The organism is Bacteroidota bacterium, assembly GCA_017303975.1.
Taxonomy (GTDB): Bacteria; Bacteroidota; Bacteroidia; order JAFLBG01; family JAFLBG01; genus JAFLBG01.
The window spans coordinates 1-19,914 of sequence record JAFLBG010000023.1 but is presented as its reverse complement, the minus strand read 5'-3'; the positions used below and the strand labels follow the sequence as shown (position 1 = coordinate 19,914).

16 protein-coding genes are annotated in these 19,914 nt (G+C 34.6%); 6 read left to right on the top strand and 10 right to left on the bottom strand.

Annotated elements, in window-relative coordinates:
* Position 1: 1 nt before the first annotated feature.
* Positions 2-379, bottom strand: coding sequence for a DUF1987 domain-containing protein (locus tag J0M08_08755; protein MBN8703142.1), 378 nt, complete (start codon positions 377-379; stop codon positions 2-4).
* A 13-nt stretch (positions 380-392) separates the two neighbouring features.
* A complete protein-coding gene (locus tag J0M08_08750; protein MBN8703141.1) occupies positions 393-1,487 on the bottom strand; it encodes a SiaB family protein kinase in 1,095 nt (364 codons plus the stop codon).
* An 86-nt stretch (positions 1,488-1,573) separates the two neighbouring features.
* Between J0M08_08750 and J0M08_08745 the strand changes: the two genes are divergently transcribed.
* Together J0M08_08745 and J0M08_08740 are read left to right on the top strand one after the other, a co-directional pair.
* Positions 1,574-2,485, top strand: coding sequence for an aminopeptidase (locus J0M08_08745; GenBank protein MBN8703140.1), 912 nt, complete (start codon positions 1,574-1,576; stop codon positions 2,483-2,485).
* Between the two features lie 109 nt (positions 2,486-2,594).
* Positions 2,595-4,385, top strand: a complete 1,791-nt coding sequence (locus tag J0M08_08740; protein MBN8703139.1) for an ATP-binding cassette domain-containing protein — start codon at positions 2,595-2,597, stop codon at positions 4,383-4,385.
* A 7-nt stretch (positions 4,386-4,392) separates the two neighbouring features.
* On the opposite strand, the gene queG is transcribed toward J0M08_08740, so the two are convergent.
* Positions 4,393-5,319 (bottom strand): tRNA epoxyqueuosine(34) reductase QueG, encoded by a 927-nt coding sequence (gene queG, locus J0M08_08735; protein ID MBN8703138.1) that lies wholly within the window; start codon positions 5,317-5,319, stop codon positions 4,393-4,395.
* A gap of 104 nt (positions 5,320-5,423) precedes the next feature.
* Positions 5,424-6,455, bottom strand: coding sequence for a Holliday junction branch migration DNA helicase RuvB (gene ruvB, locus J0M08_08730; GenBank protein ID MBN8703137.1), 1,032 nt, complete (start codon positions 6,453-6,455; stop codon positions 5,424-5,426).
* Positions 6,456-6,544: 89 nt separating this feature from the next.
* Between ruvB and J0M08_08725 the strand changes: the two genes are divergently transcribed.
* Positions 6,545-9,595 (top strand): lantibiotic dehydratase, encoded by a 3,051-nt coding sequence (locus J0M08_08725; protein ID MBN8703136.1) that lies wholly within the window; start codon positions 6,545-6,547, stop codon positions 9,593-9,595.
* 63 nt (positions 9,596-9,658) lie between these two features.
* Positions 9,659-10,657, top strand: a complete 999-nt coding sequence (locus J0M08_08720) for a thiopeptide-type bacteriocin biosynthesis protein (GenBank protein MBN8703135.1) — start codon at positions 9,659-9,661, stop codon at positions 10,655-10,657.
* Here the strand turns inward: J0M08_08720 and J0M08_08715 are convergent.
* The 3 genes from J0M08_08715 to rfbB form a co-directional block, all read right to left on the bottom strand.
* Positions 10,654-11,418: a capsular biosynthesis protein gene (locus J0M08_08715; protein ID MBN8703134.1), complete on the bottom strand. Its 765-nt coding sequence runs from the start codon at positions 11,416-11,418 to the stop codon at positions 10,654-10,656. The two genes, J0M08_08720 and J0M08_08715, sit on opposite strands and share 4 nt — an antisense overlap.
* A gap of 54 nt (positions 11,419-11,472) precedes the next feature.
* Positions 11,473-12,459 carry an SDR family oxidoreductase gene (locus J0M08_08710; GenBank protein ID MBN8703133.1) on the bottom strand — a complete coding sequence of 329 codons (987 nt, stop codon included), beginning with the start codon at positions 12,457-12,459 and terminating at the stop codon, positions 11,473-11,475.
* A gap of 83 nt (positions 12,460-12,542) precedes the next feature.
* On the bottom strand, positions 12,543-13,634 hold the full coding sequence (rfbB, locus tag J0M08_08705) for a dTDP-glucose 4,6-dehydratase (protein ID MBN8703132.1): 1,092 nt from the start codon (positions 13,632-13,634) through the stop codon (positions 12,543-12,545).
* Between the two features lie 154 nt (positions 13,635-13,788).
* Here rfbB and ygiD point away from each other — a divergent pair, with 154 nt between their 5' ends.
* Positions 13,789-14,619: a 4,5-DOPA dioxygenase extradiol gene (gene ygiD, locus J0M08_08700; protein MBN8703131.1), complete on the top strand. Its 831-nt coding sequence runs from the start codon at positions 13,789-13,791 to the stop codon at positions 14,617-14,619.
* 56 nt (positions 14,620-14,675) lie between these two features.
* Here ygiD and J0M08_08695 read toward each other — a convergent pair whose 3' ends face one another.
* The 3 genes from J0M08_08695 to J0M08_08685 form a co-directional block, all read right to left on the bottom strand.
* Positions 14,676-16,544, bottom strand: a complete 1,869-nt coding sequence (locus tag J0M08_08695) for a DEAD/DEAH box helicase (GenBank protein MBN8703130.1) — start codon at positions 16,542-16,544, stop codon at positions 14,676-14,678.
* A 293-nt stretch (positions 16,545-16,837) separates the two neighbouring features.
* Positions 16,838-17,242, bottom strand: a complete 405-nt coding sequence (locus tag J0M08_08690) for a DUF1987 domain-containing protein (protein MBN8703129.1) — start codon at positions 17,240-17,242, stop codon at positions 16,838-16,840.
* Positions 17,243-17,268: 26 nt separating this feature from the next.
* Positions 17,269-17,823 carry a SiaB family protein kinase gene (locus J0M08_08685; GenBank protein MBN8703128.1) on the bottom strand — a complete coding sequence of 185 codons (555 nt, stop codon included), beginning with the start codon at positions 17,821-17,823 and terminating at the stop codon, positions 17,269-17,271.
* 274 nt (positions 17,824-18,097) lie between these two features.
* Between J0M08_08685 and J0M08_08680 the strand changes: the two genes are divergently transcribed.
* Positions 18,098-19,914 (top strand): heavy metal translocating P-type ATPase metal-binding domain-containing protein (locus tag J0M08_08680; GenBank protein MBN8703127.1); only part of this gene is annotated, 1,817 nt, incomplete at its 3' end.

Sequence of the window (19,914 nt, the reverse complement as noted above, 5' to 3'; positions counted from 1 at the left end):
TTTATTGCTGAGGAATTAGCTTAAAAGGAACTTGAATAATACTTTGCAACTCCTCCCCTTTTTCCTGCATAATTTCATCATTCTTTGCAAAATACCATTCAATTACAACCTCCTTTTGAGCCTTAACTACATCTTCAAATTTAATTAATAAGCTAGCCAATAGTTTGGAAGTTGCAGTGTTATAATACTCTAACATGATGCGTATTACAGTTTTATCTTTAGGAGCTTTTACATACTCATTTACTGCATCTATCAAAGACTGATAAAATTTGATCACATTTTCCGGTAACGACAATCCTTTTAATTCCAAAACACCTTTTTCTGCATCAAATAATACAGATGGAGTATCTTTTGTCTTCTCAATTACTATTGTAGCCATTTTCCTAAAAGAATTATATATTAATATTTAAAACGAAAAAATCCAATTCATCATCCACATCAAAAACATTAAAATTAAAGTTGCCTTCGCAATTTCGAGCAATTTCAACCAATCCCAATCCTGCATTTCCATGTTCTGTTAGACTACCTTCGCGAAGCATTTTTGCATACAACGCATCTAACTGAGGTTTTGATTGTTCTTGTAAAGAAGTTAAGCTTTGTTTAATTGATTTTCGCTTTTCCTTTTTTATGTAATTACCTGTTGTTAACGTATAATACCTATCTCGCTTACCAATTATAAAAATACCTGTAGAACTTCCATCCACTTTCTCGCCATGCTTGCTCATATTTTGAAGCGCCTCTACCAAAGTAAGGAATACTTTTTTCTTAATTACATATTCATCCAACTGATTTATCAAATTTCCTTCAATCATTTCAATAATTGGAAGAACTGTGTTTCTCGAGAAATCCCCTTTGTACACCAACATTACATTTTCCGGCAACAAATCATCGTACAACGATATTGAGTTATCAAGCACTAATGCATCGCCCACTTTCCCTTCTGCGCTAACATTGGCTTGCATAAAAAATATAGACAACGAATCGTTTACCTCTCTAAACTTAAACTGTATTTTCGATTTTGATTTACGTGCTATTTCAATTAATCCTAATCCTGCGCCCCTATTATTCACGTAGGTTTCATTACTCATTACCTCTAAGTACAACTTCTTCAAATCCTCTTCACTCAAGGTATTTATATGTACTAATTTTTCTTGAATAGACTTTTGAAACTCTCCTGCAACATAATTACCAGATGCCAACACGATAGAAGGGTCTTGCTGACGCAATAAAAAATAGTTCTTATTTATAGCATAATTTTTAATTGAATCGAATGTAACACCATGTCTAACTATATTTTGGAAGCACTCTGTTATTAAAAAAGATGTTCTTTTTTTAATCTTTTCACCTGACTCTAGATTGACAATATTATGTTCATTAAGACCAATTAACTTATCTGTAATATCATCACTAAAAACACCGAAATACAACAAAGCCAAATTATCTTTTAATAATTTGTTAAAAAGGTTATAGGTTAGTGCACTATTCATGGTACAGTTGTATTTTACCTAAATTAAAAAAAATATATTAATAATGAATTTTTTAGTTACTTTTTCATCATAAATCAACAATAAATATGAAATTACTCGAAAAACTGTGTCAAATTCAAGCTCCATCGGGGTCTGAACATACCATGCAAGAATTTTTACTTGATTATATTAAAAAGAATAGCAAAAATTGGGATTCGAAACCAAAAGTTATTACCGGTCCTGATGTACAAAATGCAATTATTCTCGTTTTTGGAAAGCCTAAAACAGCCATTTTTGCGCACATGGACTCAATAGGATTTACAGTTAGATATGGCAAAGAATTAGTAAAAATTGGTGGGCCAAAAACAGAAAATGGATATGAGTTAGTAGGCGAAGACACGAAAGGACCTATAACATGCAAATTGCAAGTGAATGAAAAAAAAGAACTTTCCTATAAATTTAACAGAGAAATTGAGCGAGGCACCACACTTACCTTTAAACCCAATTTTAGAGAAACGAAAGAATATGTACAAACTCCTTATTTAGACAACCGACTAGGAGTTTGGAATGCTTTACAAGTGGCCCAAACACTTAAAAATGGGATAATTTGTTTTTCATGTTGGGAAGAGCACGGAGGAGGAAATGCGGAGGTTTTAGGAAAATATATTTACGAGCGCTATAAAGTTTCTCAAGCATTAATTTCTGATATAACGTGGATTACCGAAGGTGTTGTACATAACAAAGGTGTTGCAATCTCGATACGAGATTCAGGTATACCCCGAAGAATGTACGTAAATAAAATTATTGAACTTGCTAAAAAAAGTAAAATTCCATTTCAACTAGAAGTAGAATCTGCAGGAGGTAGCGATGGCAACGCTTTGCAAAGAACGCCATATCCATTTGACTGGTGCTTTATTGGTGCAGCAGAAAGCTTTGTACACTCGCCCGATGAAAAAGTGCATAAAAATGATATTCAAGCAATGGTAGAAATGTATTCGTATTTGATGAAGAAATTATAGGCAATTAACATCACCATTCATCAACAAGATTACATTGCAATGACAAGTCATTTCATTCTCATTGACTATCTTTGTGGCAATAATAAAATTTATTCAACTATTACATTAGATGGCACGCGGGAAAAAAAATACAGACGATTTACCTAAAGCAAAACTAACACGATCTACACTTAGTAAATCGGCTAAACTTTTTTCATACAACAAAGAAAATCTTTGGAAATTTTATGTTGGAATAATTTTTCTTTTACTGACAAGTGCTACAGCTCTTATTTTCCCGAAATTTATGGGAGAACTAGCTGACACTGCCAAAGACCACAACATTGAAAGAGCAAACGAACTCGGACTTCTACTTGTAATTGTTCTAATTGGTCAGTCTGTATTTTCGTATTTCAGAATTTATTTGTTCGTAAATTTTACCGAAAACACATTGGCTAAACTTCGTATTCATACCTACGAACACCTAATAAAATTGCCCATGACATACTTTTCAGAAAAACGAGTGGGTGAATTAAACAGTCGTCTTTCTGCCGATGTAAACTTAATACAAGACACCTTAACCACTACCATTGCGGAGTTTGCTCGACAAATTATTTTAATAGTTGGAGGAATTGCCTTGCTGGCAGTATATTCCGTTAAGCTTACCTTATTAATGTTGTCAATAGTTCCTATCGTTGCCGTTGCGGGTGTTATTTTAGGGCGATTGATTCGCAAAATTTCTAAACAAGTGCAAGATAAAGTAGCAGAATCTAATACCGTTGTAGAAGAAACATTACAAGGCATAGCTAATGTAAAGGCATTTGCCAATGAACTTTACGAAATTATTCGGTACCAAAAAAGTATTGATGAAATTGTAAAACTAGCTACTCGCAATGGAATGTACCGAGGAGGATTTGCATCCTTTATAATTTTTTGTGTATTCGGAGCCATTGTAGCAGTTGTTTGGTATGGTGTAATTTTAACCATTAACGGAGAGCTAACAATTGGTAGCCTTTTAGCATTTGTTTTGTACTCAGTATTTGTGGGAGCTGCAATTGGCGGCACAGCCGAGCTGTATGCACAAATCCAAAAATCGGTTGGAGCCACAGAACGAATTTTTGAAATTCTTGAAGAAAGCACCGAACCAATTGATATTCATGCGCACAAAAATCCAATTAAACTAAATGGCGATGTTTCGTTTAAGGAAGTAGCATTTACATATCCAAGTCGTAAAGAAATGGAAGTGTTAAAAAGCATTTCTTTCAATGCCAACAAAGGCGAAACTATTGCTATCGTTGGACCAAGTGGTGCGGGAAAAACAACTATTGCATCATTGCTACTACGTTTTTACACGCCACAAAAAGGAATTATTAGCATCGATGGCAAAGATTACAATTCATACCCTTTGTCGCAAGTACGAAATAACATTGCCATTGTTCCACAAGATGTGCTTCTGTTTGGTGGAAGTATTAAAGAAAATATTGCCTACGGAAAACCGGATGCTACACTAGAAGAAATTAAAGCTGCTGCTCAAAAAGCAAATGCGCTGTCTTTTATTGAAAGTTTTCCGGAAAAATTTGAAACTATAGTTGGCGAAAGAGGTATTAAATTATCCGGAGGTCAGCGCCAACGAATTGCGATTGCCAGAGCAGTATTGAAAAACCCTGCTATTTTAATTTTGGACGAAGCCACCAGCTCATTAGATTCCGAATCTGAAAGATTGGTACAAGAAGCATTAGACAACCTAATGGTGGGAAGAACGTCCATTGTAATTGCACATAGACTATCCACCATTCGCAAAGCAGACAAAATTGTTGTGATGGATAAGGGCTTGGTAAAAGAACTAGGGACTCACGAAGAATTAATTGCTATTGAAAATGGCTTATATAAAAATCTAAGTAGGTTACAATTTGAGGTTGTATAAATGATTTTTATTTTTTCACAAATTCTATATTCTTTTTAAGTCCTTCAAATCTTGTACGGCTCAATGGCGAGTCTTTAAAGGCTTTAACAAACACTTCTTCCGTTACTTCAGCCCAATCATTTTTCGAAAAATTCTGGATTTCAGGTTTTAGATTAAATTGTTCTTCCTTGTGATAAAGAGAAAAACTGTTCCAAGGACACACATCTTGACAAATATCGCATCCAAAAATCCAGTCATTAAACTTCCCTCCTAATTCATCAGGAATTTTATCTTTTAGCTCTATGGTAAAATAAGAAATACATTTACTACCATCTACAACGTACGGCTCTGTAATGGCATCTGTAGGACAAGCATCAATACATTTGGTGCATGTACCACAATAATCTTTTATGCCGGTATCGTATTCTAATTCTAAATCACAAATAATTTCTGCAATAAAAAAGAAAGAACCATTTTGCTTAGTAATTAAATTTGAATTCTTACCAACCCACCCCAAGCCACTTTTCTTAGCCCAAGCTTTATCTAGAACTGGAGCTGAATCAACAAATACACGTGCATTGAAGTCTCCAATTTTTTCTTGTAGCACAAAAACTAACTCCTTCAGCTTTTTTTTAATAACATGATGGTAATCTATACCATACGCATACTTTGAAATTTTGTATGAATCTTGCTGCTGTTGCTTTTCCGGAAAGTAATTATACAACAAAGAAATTACCGACTTTGCGCCAGGAACTAGTTTTGTTGGGTCGAGGCGTTTATCAAAATGATTATGCATATAATGCATTTGTCCGTGCATATTATTTTTCAACCATTTTTCTAAACGTGGAGCTTCTTCCTCTAAGAACTCTGCCTTAGAAATACCGCAGAAATGGAATCCCAGGCGTTTTGATTCAGTTTTTATATAATGTGTAAAGGTAGTTTCCACAGCGTTCAAGTATCCAAAAGTACATACTTTTAGATTAGTACCTTATAATAATTCTTGTAGGTATATTACCTACAAACAACACTTTTCGATTACCATCTCTGACTCAGATTACTCTACACTGACCCAAAAAGACCACCCTGTTTGGGATTTGGAATTCGACCAACATGCTTATATGCCAAATCTGTAGCTTCTCTGCCTCTTGGAGTACGCATTAAATAACCTTCTTGAATTAAGAAGGGCTCGTACACTTCCTCTATAGTTCCAGCTTCCTCGCCTACCGCAGTTGCAATAGTAGTAATACCTACAGGACCACCCTTAAATTTCTCAATTAATGTAGTTAGGATTTTATTATCCATTTCATCTAAACCATGCTTATCTACATTTAGTGCAGACAAAGCCATGTGAGCGATTTCTAAGGTAATAGTTCCATCGCCTTTTATCTGAGCAAAATCGCGCACCCGCCTCAACAATGAGTTTGCAATACGCGGTGTACCTCTACTTCTTCTAGAAATTTCGGTGCTAGCAGCCTCATCTATTGGCACATTTAAAATGGCAGATGAACGTTTAATTATATCTTTTAACAGTGCGGAACTGTAATAGTTTAGTCGAGATGTTATTCCGAAACGAGCCCTGAGTGGTGCTGTTAGTAATCCAGAACGTGTAGTTGCTCCCACCAATGTAAATGGGTTTAATTTAATTTGTACACTGCGCGCATTGGGGCCGGAATCTATCATAATGTCTATTTTGTAATCCTCCATGGCAGAATACAAATACTCTTCAACAATAGGACTTAGACGATGGATTTCATCTATAAATAACACATCGTAGGTTTCTAAATTAGTCAGCAACCCTGCCAAATCACCTGGCTTATCTAACACCGGACCAGATGTAACTCTTATATTTACACCAAGCTCTGAAGCAACGATATTTGCCAATGTTGTTTTTCCTAATCCAGGAGGGCCATGTAGCAATACATGATCAAGTGCTTCTCCTCGTTGCTTTGCAGCTTGTACAAACACTTTTAAATTATCTACCACAACATCTTGTCCGGAAAACTCTTCAAATCCCTTAGGGCGAAGTGCTTTATCGAACTCCTTTTCGGCTGAACTTAAATTTTCTAAAGATGGATCTATATCTGGATTCACACCTTGAATATACCAAACAAAGTTTGGTAACACAAATTGCTTTTAGAGAAGCTTTTGTTTATATTAAAAGAAACTAAAGCAGCCAATTCATGTCAAACGCTATTCAATTATTCCCTCATTCTATAATACGCATAAGTGGCGGACCTACTGATGACTTACATAAACTGCATGTTCATAAAACCATCAATTCCATTGATAAAGCTGTTGAAATACGAAAAAAAATTATCGACTTAAAAAATCAATTGAATGACAGCCTATACAACACAGTTTCGTCTCAAACGGATTCTAAAGTTCAGCAGAATATATTAAATGTAAAGCGTGATGTTTTTAACGAACGATTAAACGATATTGAAAAAATAGAAAGCATTGTTAGTTATATTTCCGAAAACGAAAAACAAAATTTATACTCTTTTATTGAATTACTAAACCAATATGAAACGCTTTCCCAAAAAGCTATTGAAGAATACGCGAGTGAAATAGAACAGTCTCAAGAAAACTTCAAAACCATTCTAAGCAATCAAGATTTTCAAAAAGGATTAATCTTATCAAGCCAAACATTGCTGAATAGAATTCCGGATTATTCTCAGAAAAAAATTTCGGAAATAAAAAAGAAAGAATCTCAAGTAGAACAAGGTTTAGTAAAATACCTAACAAGAATGTATGCTAAAACATCGCCATTTAGCACATTTACAAACTTGTGCCATAGCAAAACGACAAAAGACCTAAAACTAGAGGCTCCATTTTTAAAGATAGATTCGACATCTTCTCATAGAATGATTAGCCATATCCGGATTAATAATTTTCTTTTTCAATACCTCCGAACTTTACTAATAAAAAATAAAAGCATCTCGCAACATTTTCTTATTCGTATCAATCCTACTATTCAAAAAAAGGAAGACCACTACCTATATCTTACTAACCACAACAATGTTGAGGCATTTCAGCGTATTCCGCTGAATCCGGTTATCGATTTATTTATTGAACTCATTTCCGAACAATCGCAAGGAATTGGGTACAAAGAATTGATTGATAAACTTATTAAAGAAGAATACATAGAGGCTACTCATGACGAACTAGATGCATACTTAGTGCAGCTTATAGATTACGGATTTATAGAATACAACATTGGAGTTTCCGGAATTGATACGGAATGGGATTTAAAACTTTGCGAAAAGCTCTCCACTATTTCGGAAACAAATACAGAAGTAGCAGTGCTTATTGATGTTTTAAAAAAACTACGTGTGTATGCCAAAGAATACGAAACCGCAGATGTTAGCAGAAGAAAACAAATATTAGTTGATGGTTTCGGCATTTTCAAAAACGTATGCATGAAACTGCACGAAGCTGCAGGTTTGCCAGCTGAAGAAAGGAGACCAAAAGAAGAAATAGAAAAAGAATGGAGAGAAAAACAAAAAGCACTTAAAGAGGAAGCCGACAAAAAAGCTAAGGAATTAAAAGATAAAGCTAAGGAATCTAAGCAAGAAGATAAGCCAGCAGAGGTTGAATTACCGAAAGAAGAAGAAAAGAAAGACGAAGAAAAAAAGGAAGAAGCCTTTAAACATCAATCTTCTACGATGTTCAACTTTAAGCCGGAACAAGTCTTTTACGAAGACACCGAATACGATGCCGACATTAAATTAAATGAAGAAAAACTAAACGACTTTGTACAAAAAATCCACCAATTAACTACCGCCTTTGCCTTATTTGAAGGCTATTTTGACGAGCAACAAAGAATGGGACATTTCTTTGTGAATAAATATGGAACAGACGCTACCATAGATTTATTAACATTTTACGAGGATTATTTTAGAGAATTTAAAAAAGCAGAAGCGCAATTTTATGATCAAAAAAACAAAGAGAATGCTAAAATTATTCAAGAGTACAGAGAAAAAGGAAAAGACTTAAAACCGGAATCTCCTGAAGCACAAGCATTACAAAAGGAGTTAAACGAAAAAACAAAATTTGAAATTCCAGATGCGTTTAAAGTAAAATCAATAGAAGAGAGAGGTAAGCTGATAGAAGAATTTCGAAAAAAAATGACCGAACTAATAAAGACATTTACGAGTAAAGATAACGAGGATAACATTGTTATAAATCCTGAAATTGTTGGCGAGCTCGAAAAACTTATCCCTCCGGGATTTAGCAACTACGGAAAAGACACATCCTTCGGAATGTTTGTTCAATTATTTGAAGGGGAAAACTTAGAGCTGAATGGCACTATAAATGCAGTATTCTCAGGATGGGGAAAAATGGTAAGTAGATTTATGCATTTATTTGATGATGAATTTTCAAACGATGTAAAAAAATGGAATCACAGCAAAGAAAAAGAAAATGAATTATTTATTGAGGATTGTGATGCTTCGTATTTCAATGCAAATCTACACCCACCACTTTTAGAAAATGAAATTTGGATGCCTAACGGGCACAACAATGTTAGCGCTGATAAACAAGTACCCGTAACTGAACTAACCGTATTTTACAATAAAGAATTAAAAAGAATTTCCTTATTTCACAAAACATTAAAAAAAGAAATATTTGTTTTCGACCTAGGTTTTCAAGGGCATGGAGGGCGTTCTCAATTGTTTCAGATGTTAGATAAATTTACCAAATCACAATACTTATCAAGCCAGCCTTTGGTAGGAGCTGCCATAACAAATTTTATTCCCGCAAAACAAGAAGATGCTGGAACTGCAACTAAAAAAGCCGCTAAAACCATTACGCAACAGCCTAGAGTAATGGTAGGCACACAATTAATACTTAAGCGCAAATTATGGCAAGTGCCCAAAGAATTATTGCCATTGCGAAAACCTATTGAGACTGATGGAGAATATTTTACACGTGTAAATATTTGGAGAAAAGAAAACGGAATGCCTGATGAAGTATTTGTAGTTATTTACAATCAATCACAAAAACCCGAAAACGAGCAACAGGCGCAAAATGCTAAAAAATTAGGGAGAGATGATTACAAGCCACAGTACATCTCTTTTTCAAATCCGTACTTGGTAAATTTGTTTGAAAAGCTAAGCGACAAATCGCCTATAAGCATGAAAATAGAAGAAATGTTGCCGAATACCAATCAATTGTTTACTATCAATGGCCATAAACACATTACAGAATTTGTAGTGCAATGGTATTGCTAAATAAATAGAAATCCGATTCCAACTCTTAATTAAGTGGTGTCGAGACAATAAAACTTACTACGCATGAAAAATGACTATTGGTTAGCTTCTTACCTATACTACACAGAGCCTTGGGAAACGATATTAACAGAAGCCGTAAAACCTTTTGCGGAACAAATTTTACAAGAAGGTCTTGCCAATCAATATTTTTTTATTCGTTATTGGGAGCGTGGACCTCATATCCGCCTGCGCTTCAAAGGGAATAAAGACACTTTAGAAAAAAATGTACTACCAAGATTAACTACTTTTTTTTCGGAATATATAGCACTAAATCCTTCCAAAAACCTAGAAACTCCTTGGATGAAAGATTTACCGGAAGATAAAAAATGGTATCCGAATAATTCTATTCAACACATTGCCTACGAGCCGGAAACTGAGCGATATGGAGGCGAATACGCAATATTACTTGCAGAGCAACAATTTCAAGCATCTTCAAATGCAGTATTAGCAATCATTTCAGAATCGGAAGGTTGGTCTTATGAAAAAGCACTTGGCGCAGCAATTCAATTACATTTAAGCTTTGCTCACGCAATCGGACTAACCTATTCTGAAGTTTGCTATTTCTACGCTCATATACAACAAGCATGGTTTCCTCGTGCATATTACAATTACGAGCCTAATGTAGATGCAGAAGAATTAAAAAAACGTGCAGAAATTACTCAAAAAGCTTTTGAAGAAAATTTTCAAAAACAAAAACAGTTCCTAGTTGGGTTTCATGAAATGCTTTGGAATGGATTGCAGGAAGAGGCTGAATTTGAAAATGAATGGATGAATACTTGGATAGCTGAAATTAAAAATTACAATTCAGCCGTAATAAAGCTTCAAGAAGAAAAAAAATATGTTGCCAATATTCCGGCAAATTATAATATGCCCAAACATTTAGCAAAACCATTAGTTGAAAGACTTTGGATTTATGAAAGCTTGATACACATGACAAACAACCGACTTGGTATTCAAAACAGAGATGAAGCGTTTTTAGGATATTTAATCAAGCGCAGTATGGAAGAGTTGAATAAAAACTAAATCAACGTGTGGTTCAATAATTTTCCGGAGGCTAATAATTTCTCCAATGGCTTTTCATAAACCACCTGCTTAAGCAAATTAATATGTCCAACATGATGACAGTCTGAACCAAGAAAGGAAACCATATTATTATCTATCAACCGCTCTGCTATCATCTTAACATCTGGAGAATAATAGCCGGTAAGGGAATTTAAATTTAACTGCAACGCTACGCCTTTATCAACAAGTTGTTCGTACACTTCAAAATCAGAATGCCAAAAATTATATCTCTCCGGATGTGCCAAAACAGGCTTGTAACCTTGTGTTTGCATTTTAAAAATCAAATGATACAAATTATCCGGTGGCTGCACAAACGACAACTCAAACAACACATACTTGGTATTTCCTAAAGTTAGCAACGTTTTTTCATCAATCTTTTTTTCCAACTCATAATCCATGTAATATTCCGCAGCTGCCTCCACTTGAATTGGAATGCCTTGTTGCTTGAGCGCCTCTCTAACTTTTTCTAAACCAGATAAAATTATTTCAGGAGTATTTCTATACGTATCGCTCATTACATGAGGTGTGGTAATTACCTTTTTGTACCCCCACTCATGAAAAAATGAAATTAATGTAACCGAATCTTCTATGGTTTGCGCACCATCATCAATCCCAGGTATAAAATGGGAGTGCATATCACAACCTAAAACAGAAAGATCTATTGGATTTAACAATCTTTCTTCCTTTTTCTTTTTACTAAATAGATTTGAGAATAATCCCATAAGTGAATGTACTAAGTATTAAGAGAGAAAGTACACTAATTACTGTTAAATAAATTATATGTTTTTATAAAACCACTCCACAGTCTTTTTAAGTCCATCCTCCACTCTAATTTGAGGTTGGTAGCCCAATTCTTTTTGAGCGTTGGTTATATCAGCTAATGAATCTCTAACATCACCTATTCTAGCTTCTCTGTAGTTGGGATTTACATTGCTACCTATAGTGTTCTTCAAAATAGTATATAATTGATTAATAGAAATACGTTCGCCCACTGCGATATTATAAACAGATCCAATTGCATTCTTATCAGTAGAAAAACAAGCTTTAATATTTGCTTGCACGGCATTCTCTACAAAGGTAAAATCTCTAGTTTGCTCTCCATCGCCATTAATATTAGCGCTTTCGTTATTCTTCAACGCATTTAAAAAAAGTGGGATGGCGGCAGCATACTCTCCTGTAGGACTTTGCTTGGGTCCAAATACATTGAAATAACGCAACCCAATTATTTCCATCCCATATACATCTTTAAAAACTTTTGCATACAACTCGTCCGCCAATTTGGTTACAGCATAAGGAGATAAAGGTGCTCCGATAACACTTTCAATTTTTGGTAATTGTTTGCTATCGCCATATACAGAAGACGAACTGGCATAAACCATTCTTCTTACATTAGCTTCCTTAGCTGCAAATGCAATATTGACAAAACCTCCAATATTAACGGCATTCGTAGCCACCGGATTTTTAATGGAACGAGGAACAGAACCCAATGCCGCTTGGTGCAACACATAGTCAATTCCTTCAACAGCCTTAACACATGCTTCGTAATTACAAATATCGCCTTGTATAAACTGAAAAGAAGGATTTCCTAAAAACTCTTTTAAATTATCGGCAAAGCCGGTTGCAAGATTATCAAACACAACCACCTTTTTCGCTCCAAACTTCAATAAATACTCCACAATATTAGAACCGATAAACCCTGCACCTCCAGTTATTAAAAAGGAGTATTTACTTATATCTTCGGTGTGGTATTTTATATTGTACATAACTATATTTCGAGTTTTACTGTTTCTAATTTTAATTTTTCTTACGCTATTTCCTATAAATTTTTAACAAGAAACCGTTAAACTCATCTAATTGTATATTGTTGTTCGTAATATTTTTTATAATCGCCACTGGTAACATTCGTAAGCCATTCGTCATTCTTTAAATACCAATCTACTGTTTTTTCAAGTCCTTGCTCGAAAGTTACAGAAGGCTGCCACCCCAACTCTCTTTTAATTTTTGAGGCATCTATTGCATAACGTAAATCATGCCCTGCTCTATCTTTTACAAAGGTTATAAGTTTTGCAGATTCGCCTTTTGCTCTTCCCAATTTTTTATCCATTATTTCACAGAGCAAATAAATCAAATCAATATTCTTCCATTCGTTGTTTCCTCCAATATTATAGGTATCTCCAACTTTTCCCTTATGAAAAACAGTATCAATTGCTTTTGCATGATCTTCTACAAATAGCCAATCACGAACATTTTCGCCCTTACCATAAATCGGAATGGGTTTATTGTTTTTAATATTATGAATAGAAAGTGGGATTAATTTCTCAGGGAAATGAAAAGAACCATAATTATTAGAACAATTGGTTAATACAACCGGTAATTTATAGGTATCAAAATATGCCCGTACAAAATGATCAGAGCTTGCTTTAGAGGCTGAATATGGACTGTGTGGGTCGTACGATGTTTCTTCTGTAAACAAACCGGTATCTCCAAGCGTTCCATATACCTCGTCAGTTGAAATATGATAAAAAAGATTTCTTGTTTCCAAGTTTGAATTTTGCTCGGCACCCAGAGATGACTGCCACTTATTCTTGGCAGCGTTCAATAAATTTACGGTTCCAATTACATTTGTCATTACAAATTCCAACGGATTTGCAATTGACCTATCTACGTGCGATTCAGCGGCTAAATGCAATACGCCATCAAACTTATACTGCGCAAACAATTGATTTACAAAATCAGCATCAACAATATCGCCCTTTACAAACTTATAATTAGGGCTATGCTCTATATCTCTCAAATTGGCTAAATTACCGGCATAGGTAAGTTTATCCAAATTAACAATGGTGTAATTGGGATATTTACTTACAAATAAACGCACCACATGCGAACCGATGAAACCGGCACCACCTGTAATTAAAATTTTCTTTGAGTTTAATTGCATCAGTTACTTAATAAATAGGATTATCAGCTACAATATCAAGGTTTATTGGAAGATTTCCAAGAAAGAATTTCTATTTTTGAGTAGTATATACCATCTGAAATACAAGTAGATGCAACGTAAACAATTTATACAACTATCATTAGGAGGACTTTTTATGACAACAGTTCAGAAATTATCAGGGTGGGAGCGCTCATTAGATAATACCTCAGTTGAGCAAACACAACCCGTGCTGTTTATTGGACATGGCTCTCCTATGAATGCACTATACGACAACAATTTTACTCGAGGTTTAGCTAAAATAGGAAGCGAACTGGCTACACCCAAAGCAATTATGGTTGTTTCGGCACATTGGCTTACCAGAGGTACTTACGTAGCCACCACCACAAAGCCCGAAACAATTTATGATTTTGGTGGATTTCCGGAGGAGTTATTTCAGGTAAAATATCCTGCAAGTGGCTCACCCGAAATGGCAAAACAAACTATTAAAGAAACAACCTCTGTAAAAATTTTAGAAGATGCGGAATGGGGCTTAGATCATGGTGCATGGACAGTATTAAAGCACATGTTTCCAATGGCAAATATCCCAGTTTATCAACTTAGTATTGATTATACCCAACCAGCTCAATACCACTATGAATTAGGCAAACACCTTGCCGGACTTAGAAAAAAAGGAGTTTTGATAATCGGTAGCGGAAATATAGTTCACAATTTATCCCAAATAAATTTCAACTTATCAGCAAATCCATTTGATTGGGCTCTGGAATTTGATTCGTGGAGTAAAGAAAAACTATTATCCTATTCCTTTAACGATTTAATAAATTATACCAATCTTGGAAAGGTGGCCCAACTAGCAGTTCCTACAAACGACCATTACCTACCTATGTTATATTGTATTGGAATGAAACAACCTAACGATTCGTTGAAAATGCTATATGAAGAAATTCAGCATGGCTCAATAAGTATGAGATGTTTTAAAATTGGATAAAAAAATCCCGTTCAGAAAATAATTTTCCGAACGGGATTTTATAAAATAATTAGTACTTACTTTTTACTCCAAAACTTTTGTGATCTTCCGCCACGCTCGCTACTACCACTTCCGCTTCTCTCGCTCTTATAACCACCTCTACTACTATCTCTATCTCCTGATCCAAATCGTCTGCTACTTGAGCTTCTATCGCCTCTCTCTCCTCCACTGCTGCGCTCTCTGCTTCTTCCGAAACCGCCTCTATCTCCACCTCCACTATATCTGCTGCTACCGCCACTACTTCTACCATATCTAGAACCACCACTACTTTCACCACCATCAAAACGGTCATCTCTTCTGCGCTGTTCTGAAAGCTCAACACCTATTTTTCTATTGCCATACATTTGATTTGTTAAAGCAGTAAGAATAGTATTTGCAGCTGCATCCGAGTTAATCTCTAAAAACGAAAACGAAGTTTTAACATCTACTTGTGTAATTAAACTGGCTTCTACGGCAGCAGTTTCGACTACAAAGTTTTTCAATGTAATTTCGTTCAAGCCATCCATTTTACCTAAGTTCACAAACAACCTTTTCTTAGGTTTAATTCTTCCTTGTTCGTAATGAACGTTAATATCCGGAGTGTCTTTATAATAGCTAAATAATCGTTCAAACTCAATAGCAACAATCTTTTTAATTAAATCTTCCTTAGAAACGCTATCAAATTCTTTAAGCGCAATTGGCATATACTTATCTACACTTTCGTCTGATGTAGTTGTTTTATGAATTTTTTTGATAAGCGCTAAAATCTGCTTCTCACAAATCTCTCTACCGGACGGAATTACTTTCATTTCAATCTTTCTGCCTGTAATTCTCTCCAACACTTTAATTTTTCCTGTCTCGCGAGGATTTACCAAAATAATAGACACCCCTGATTTTCCGGCTCTTGCAGTTCTACCACTTCTATGTGTATAGCTTTCTAATTCTTCCGGAATGTTATAATTTATTACGTGTGTTACGTTATCCACGTCAATACCACGAGCAGCCACATCCGTACAGATAAGCAATTGCAATGCTCTATTTCTGTAGCGTTTCATAACATGATCGCGTTGTGCCTGAGACAAATCACCATGCAAAGAATCCGCATTATAACCATCTTTTATTAATAAATCTGCTACATTTTGGGTATCCATTTTGGTACGACAAAACACAATAGCAAAAATATCAGGATTGCTATCTACAATTCTTTTAAGTGCCAAATACTTTTCACGCTCATGTACAATGTAATAGCAATGATCAATATTAGCAGCACCTTGATTTTTTCCTCCAACAACAATCTCTTTCGGATTTTTCATGTACTTTCTAGAAATAGCTTGTATCTCTGTAGGCATTGTTGCAGAAAACAACCACACATTTTTCTCAGTAGGTGTAAAAGATAAAATTTGATTGATATCTTCTTTAAAGCCCATATTCAGCATTTCATCGGCCTCATCAAGCACCACAGTTTCAATACTATCAAGCTTTAATGCTTTTCTATCAATCAAATCAATTACTCTACCCGGTGTTCCAACTACAATTTGAACACCACGTTTAATTTCACTTATTTGTCTTTCTGCGCTTGCTCCACCATAAATAGCACAAACATTGATACCTGGAACATACTTGCTGTACTCCTTAATATCATTAGAAATTTGCACACACAACTCACGTGTAGGACACAACACAATAGCTTGAATATTTTTCTTTGTGTTATCAATATTCTGAATTAAAGGAATACCGAAAGCAGCTGTTTTTCCAGTTCCTGTTTGCGCAAGCGCTACAATATCAGAGCTATTTTGCGTTAAAAAAGGAATTGTTTCTTGCTGAATTGCTGTTGGTTTTTCAAAGCCCATTTCTGTAATGGCCTTAATAATTTTCTCGTTAATAGCGAGAGATTTGAAATCTTCCATATATGTTTTTTACTCGAGGCCTTTATTAATAAAGGATTCCGCGATGTTAGTAATTCGCCAATACACCTTGCATTGGTTCTTTCAAACAATCACTTCCTCGTAATAAATTTAATGTCAAGAAAATGAAGTTCTTGTAAAAGATGCGCAAATGTACGACAATTATTCCGATTTGTCAATATTTGCGAGCAACGGCTTAGTTAAGATAATGTGAACAGGCTATTATCATTAGGTTTCAGGTGGTAAAGAAATTTCAGATTTGTTAAATCCAATGTCAATAAAGGGCACGGGACTACTTATTGATTTTGAATAAAATGAAAAGTAAGTTTAGGTAAAAGTTTGGAATATTCCTCTCCACTTTCTTTCATGCTTATATCCATATCGTCATAATACCAATTTACATCTACAGGAATACGATAATCTTTGTAGATATCACTCAATTTATTTAATACGACTAAAATATGTTTTGCAGAAGTTGAATTAAAGTAATCGAGCTTTACTTTAAAAATCACATGGTCTTGCTGATTTCCTTTTCTCCATGACAAATACTTGCCATAATTCTCTACCCATTGTGCTAAATACTCGTAAAACTTACCCGGATTCTCAGGACGAGAGACGCCCGATAATTCTAAAATATTATTTGCAGTATTAAAATCTACTTTAGGTGAATCTTCAGTACCTTCAATTGCTAGTGGTTTCATAATACACAATATAAAAATTGAAACTGTTAATTCAGTATTTTAGTTTGAAACACATAAAATGAATAATTATCATTTATTGGTTTAAATTCGTAACTAAGAGCATCTGATGAGCGCAAAGCTATATCTATCATGCCTAATCCTGCTCCGCCTTTCTCCGAAAATGTTTTATTGCTTAACACTTCTCTATAAAATATTTTTTTTTCTTCCAATGTCATTCTATTTATTTTCTCGATTTTATCTTTCAACACATCTACTTGGTCGTTCTTTATATAATTCCCAGTGGTTAGAAAGTAATCTTCATTCTCCTTCAACAACGTAAAAACAGCAAATGGCGTTTCTGTACTATTTTGATTAGGAATTGGTTCGTTATGACGATACAGATTCTCTAAACATTCCACCATTACATGGTAAAAACGTTTTTTAGTAATTGGATCGAGACTTAACTTTTCTATTTTATCGTCAATATTTCCAATGATTGTATTCATGGTTTTATTGTCAATCTCGCCTGCAAAAGCAAGTATTACATCGTGTTTATGCAATCTATGATTTAAATCAAGGGCAAAATCTTCTATTTTTCTCATTCTTATCGCATTTTAATTAGATATGTAAAAAACTTACAAAGTGAAAATAGTCCACCACTTATACAATCATCCATAATATACTACACTTGTACGTTAATTTCCAGTATTTGGTTTCAGTACCTAGCTAAGAAACAAGAATAAGCTGCGTACTCTGCAAATAAGCCAGTTAGGATGCAAACAAAAACTGATAGACATCACCTATTCTACAGTATCAAATGAGAATTATCAATTTAAATCAGTCGGCAGAAGTGTATTTTTAACCAATAGATACACTATGCACACACAGTTAAAAAATAAACTCACCTGTTTTCATTGTGGAGACGACTGCAAAGAGATGCCAATTCAAGTTGAGCAAAAGTATTTCTGCTGTGAAGGATGTAAAACGGTTTATGAGATATTAAACAAAAATGACTTGTGCGAATACTACAACTTGTCAGAAAATCCGGGTATTGCACAAAAAGTAAAAATAAAACCGAATCAGTTCTCGTATCTAGAAAATACAGAAGTATCCACAAAATTAATTCATTTCAAAAATGACACAGAAGCGCATGTAAGCTTTTATTTACCAACAATGCATTGCAGCTCGTGTATTTGGCTACTTGAAAATTTACACAAACTAAACCCTGCCATAAAAAGCTCTCGAACTAATTTCTTAAAAAAAGAAGTTCTTATTGTATTCGACACTTCCAACTATTCACTAAAACAAGTAGTTGAATTGCTTACCAGCATTGGATACGAACCCCACATCAATTTAAATGATTTATCCAAAAACAAAACGAAAAAACACAATCGATCACGAGTATTCAAAGTAGGAATTGCGGGATTTTGCTTCGGAAACATTATGATGTTAAGCTTTCCTGAATATTTCTCGATGGGAAACATTGCAGAAGGTAATTTAAAAAATGTATTTAACTACTTAAATCTATTTCTTTCATTGCCAGTTTTCATATACTGTGCATCCGAATTTTATATATCGGCATGGAGTGGTTTAAAGCAAAAATTTCTAAATATTGATGCGCCAATAGTGCTAGCAATTGTAATTACCTTTGCAAGGAGTGTGTATGAAATTACTTCGGGAACAGGCTCAGGATACCTAGATTCCATGTCAGGAATAGTTTTTTTCATGTTGATTGGCAGAATATTTCAAGACAAAACATACGAAGTATTGTCTTTTGACAGAGATTACAAATCCTATTTCCCTATATCAGTTAGTATAAAAAAGGGAGAGCTGGAGGAAAATATTCCTGTGACACAGCTAAAAGTGGGCAACCGAATGATTATTCGAAATAATGAAATTATACCAGCTGACGGCATACTATTCTATGGTAAGGCAAGTATTGACTACAGCTTTGTTTCAGGGGAATCATTGCCGAATGAAAAAACAATTGGAGAAATAATTTATGCAGGTGGAAAACAACTGGGTTCCATCATTGAACTTGAAGTAGTAAAAGAAGTTTCTCAAAGCTACCTTACACAACTATGGAATAACAAGGCATTCAAAGAAAACGAACAAAAAAATAAATCATTTGTACATGCCTTAGCAAAACAATTTACATGGGTACTTTTATCGATTGCACTTACAAGCGGCATATACTGGTATATAAATGATTCTTCTAAAATATTAAATGCCATAACAGCCATTTTGTTAGTTGCATGTCCTTGTGCGCTATTGCTTTCTGCTACATTTACAAACGGAAACTTGATGCGAATTTTAGGAAGAAATAAGTTTTACCCTAAAAACGCGCTAAGCATTGAAGCTCTTACGAATGTTGACACAATAGTATTTGACAAAACCGGCACAATAACTCAATCCGGAACAGCTGATGTAAGTTACAAAGGAGAAAAATTATCGGCAAGTGATGTACAACTTATCAATTCTGTTGTTAGGCAATCTTCCCATCCATTAAGCAGTGCAATACAAAAATTTCTTCCGTTAACAGCACCTGTTAAAATAACTAACTACAAAGAGTTTGTAGGGAAAGGAATAGAAGCCACTTATTCCGACAAACGTATTATGATTGGTTCTTTATGGTTTGTGAACTCTATTCAAGAAGACAATCAAGATGCAAGCAAAGTGTATATAAAAATTGA

What these genes read in the sequence shown, in the direction of transcription:
- J0M08_08755 (MBN8703142.1), bottom strand. Translation starts at nt 379, where the DNA reads ATGGCTACAATAGTAATTGAGAAGACAAAAGATACTCCATCTGTATTA.
- J0M08_08750 (MBN8703141.1), bottom strand. Translation starts at nt 1,487, where the DNA reads ATGAATAGTGCACTAACCTATAACCTTTTTAACAAATTATTAAAAGAT.
- J0M08_08745 (MBN8703140.1), top strand. Translation starts at nt 1,574, where the DNA reads ATGAAATTACTCGAAAAACTGTGTCAAATTCAAGCTCCATCGGGGTCT.
- J0M08_08740 (MBN8703139.1), top strand. Translation starts at nt 2,595, where the DNA reads ATGGCACGCGGGAAAAAAAATACAGACGATTTACCTAAAGCAAAACTA.
- J0M08_08725 (MBN8703136.1), top strand. Translation starts at nt 6,545, where the DNA reads ATGTCAAACGCTATTCAATTATTCCCTCATTCTATAATACGCATAAGT.
- J0M08_08720 (MBN8703135.1), top strand. Translation starts at nt 9,659, where the DNA reads ATGAAAAATGACTATTGGTTAGCTTCTTACCTATACTACACAGAGCCT.
- J0M08_08715 (MBN8703134.1), bottom strand. Translation starts at nt 11,418, where the DNA reads ATGGGATTATTCTCAAATCTATTTAGTAAAAAGAAAAAGGAAGAAAGA.
- J0M08_08710 (MBN8703133.1), bottom strand. Translation starts at nt 12,459, where the DNA reads ATGTACAATATAAAATACCACACCGAAGATATAAGTAAATACTCCTTT.
- rfbB (MBN8703132.1), bottom strand. Translation starts at nt 13,634, where the DNA reads ATGCAATTAAACTCAAAGAAAATTTTAATTACAGGTGGTGCCGGTTTC.
- ygiD (MBN8703131.1), top strand. Translation starts at nt 13,789, where the DNA reads ATGACAACAGTTCAGAAATTATCAGGGTGGGAGCGCTCATTAGATAAT.
- J0M08_08695 (MBN8703130.1), bottom strand. Translation starts at nt 16,544, where the DNA reads ATGGAAGATTTCAAATCTCTCGCTATTAACGAGAAAATTATTAAGGCC.
- J0M08_08690 (MBN8703129.1), bottom strand. Translation starts at nt 17,242, where the DNA reads ATGAAACCACTAGCAATTGAAGGTACTGAAGATTCACCTAAAGTAGAT.
- J0M08_08685 (MBN8703128.1), bottom strand. Translation starts at nt 17,823, where the DNA reads ATGAGAAAAATAGAAGATTTTGCCCTTGATTTAAATCATAGATTGCAT.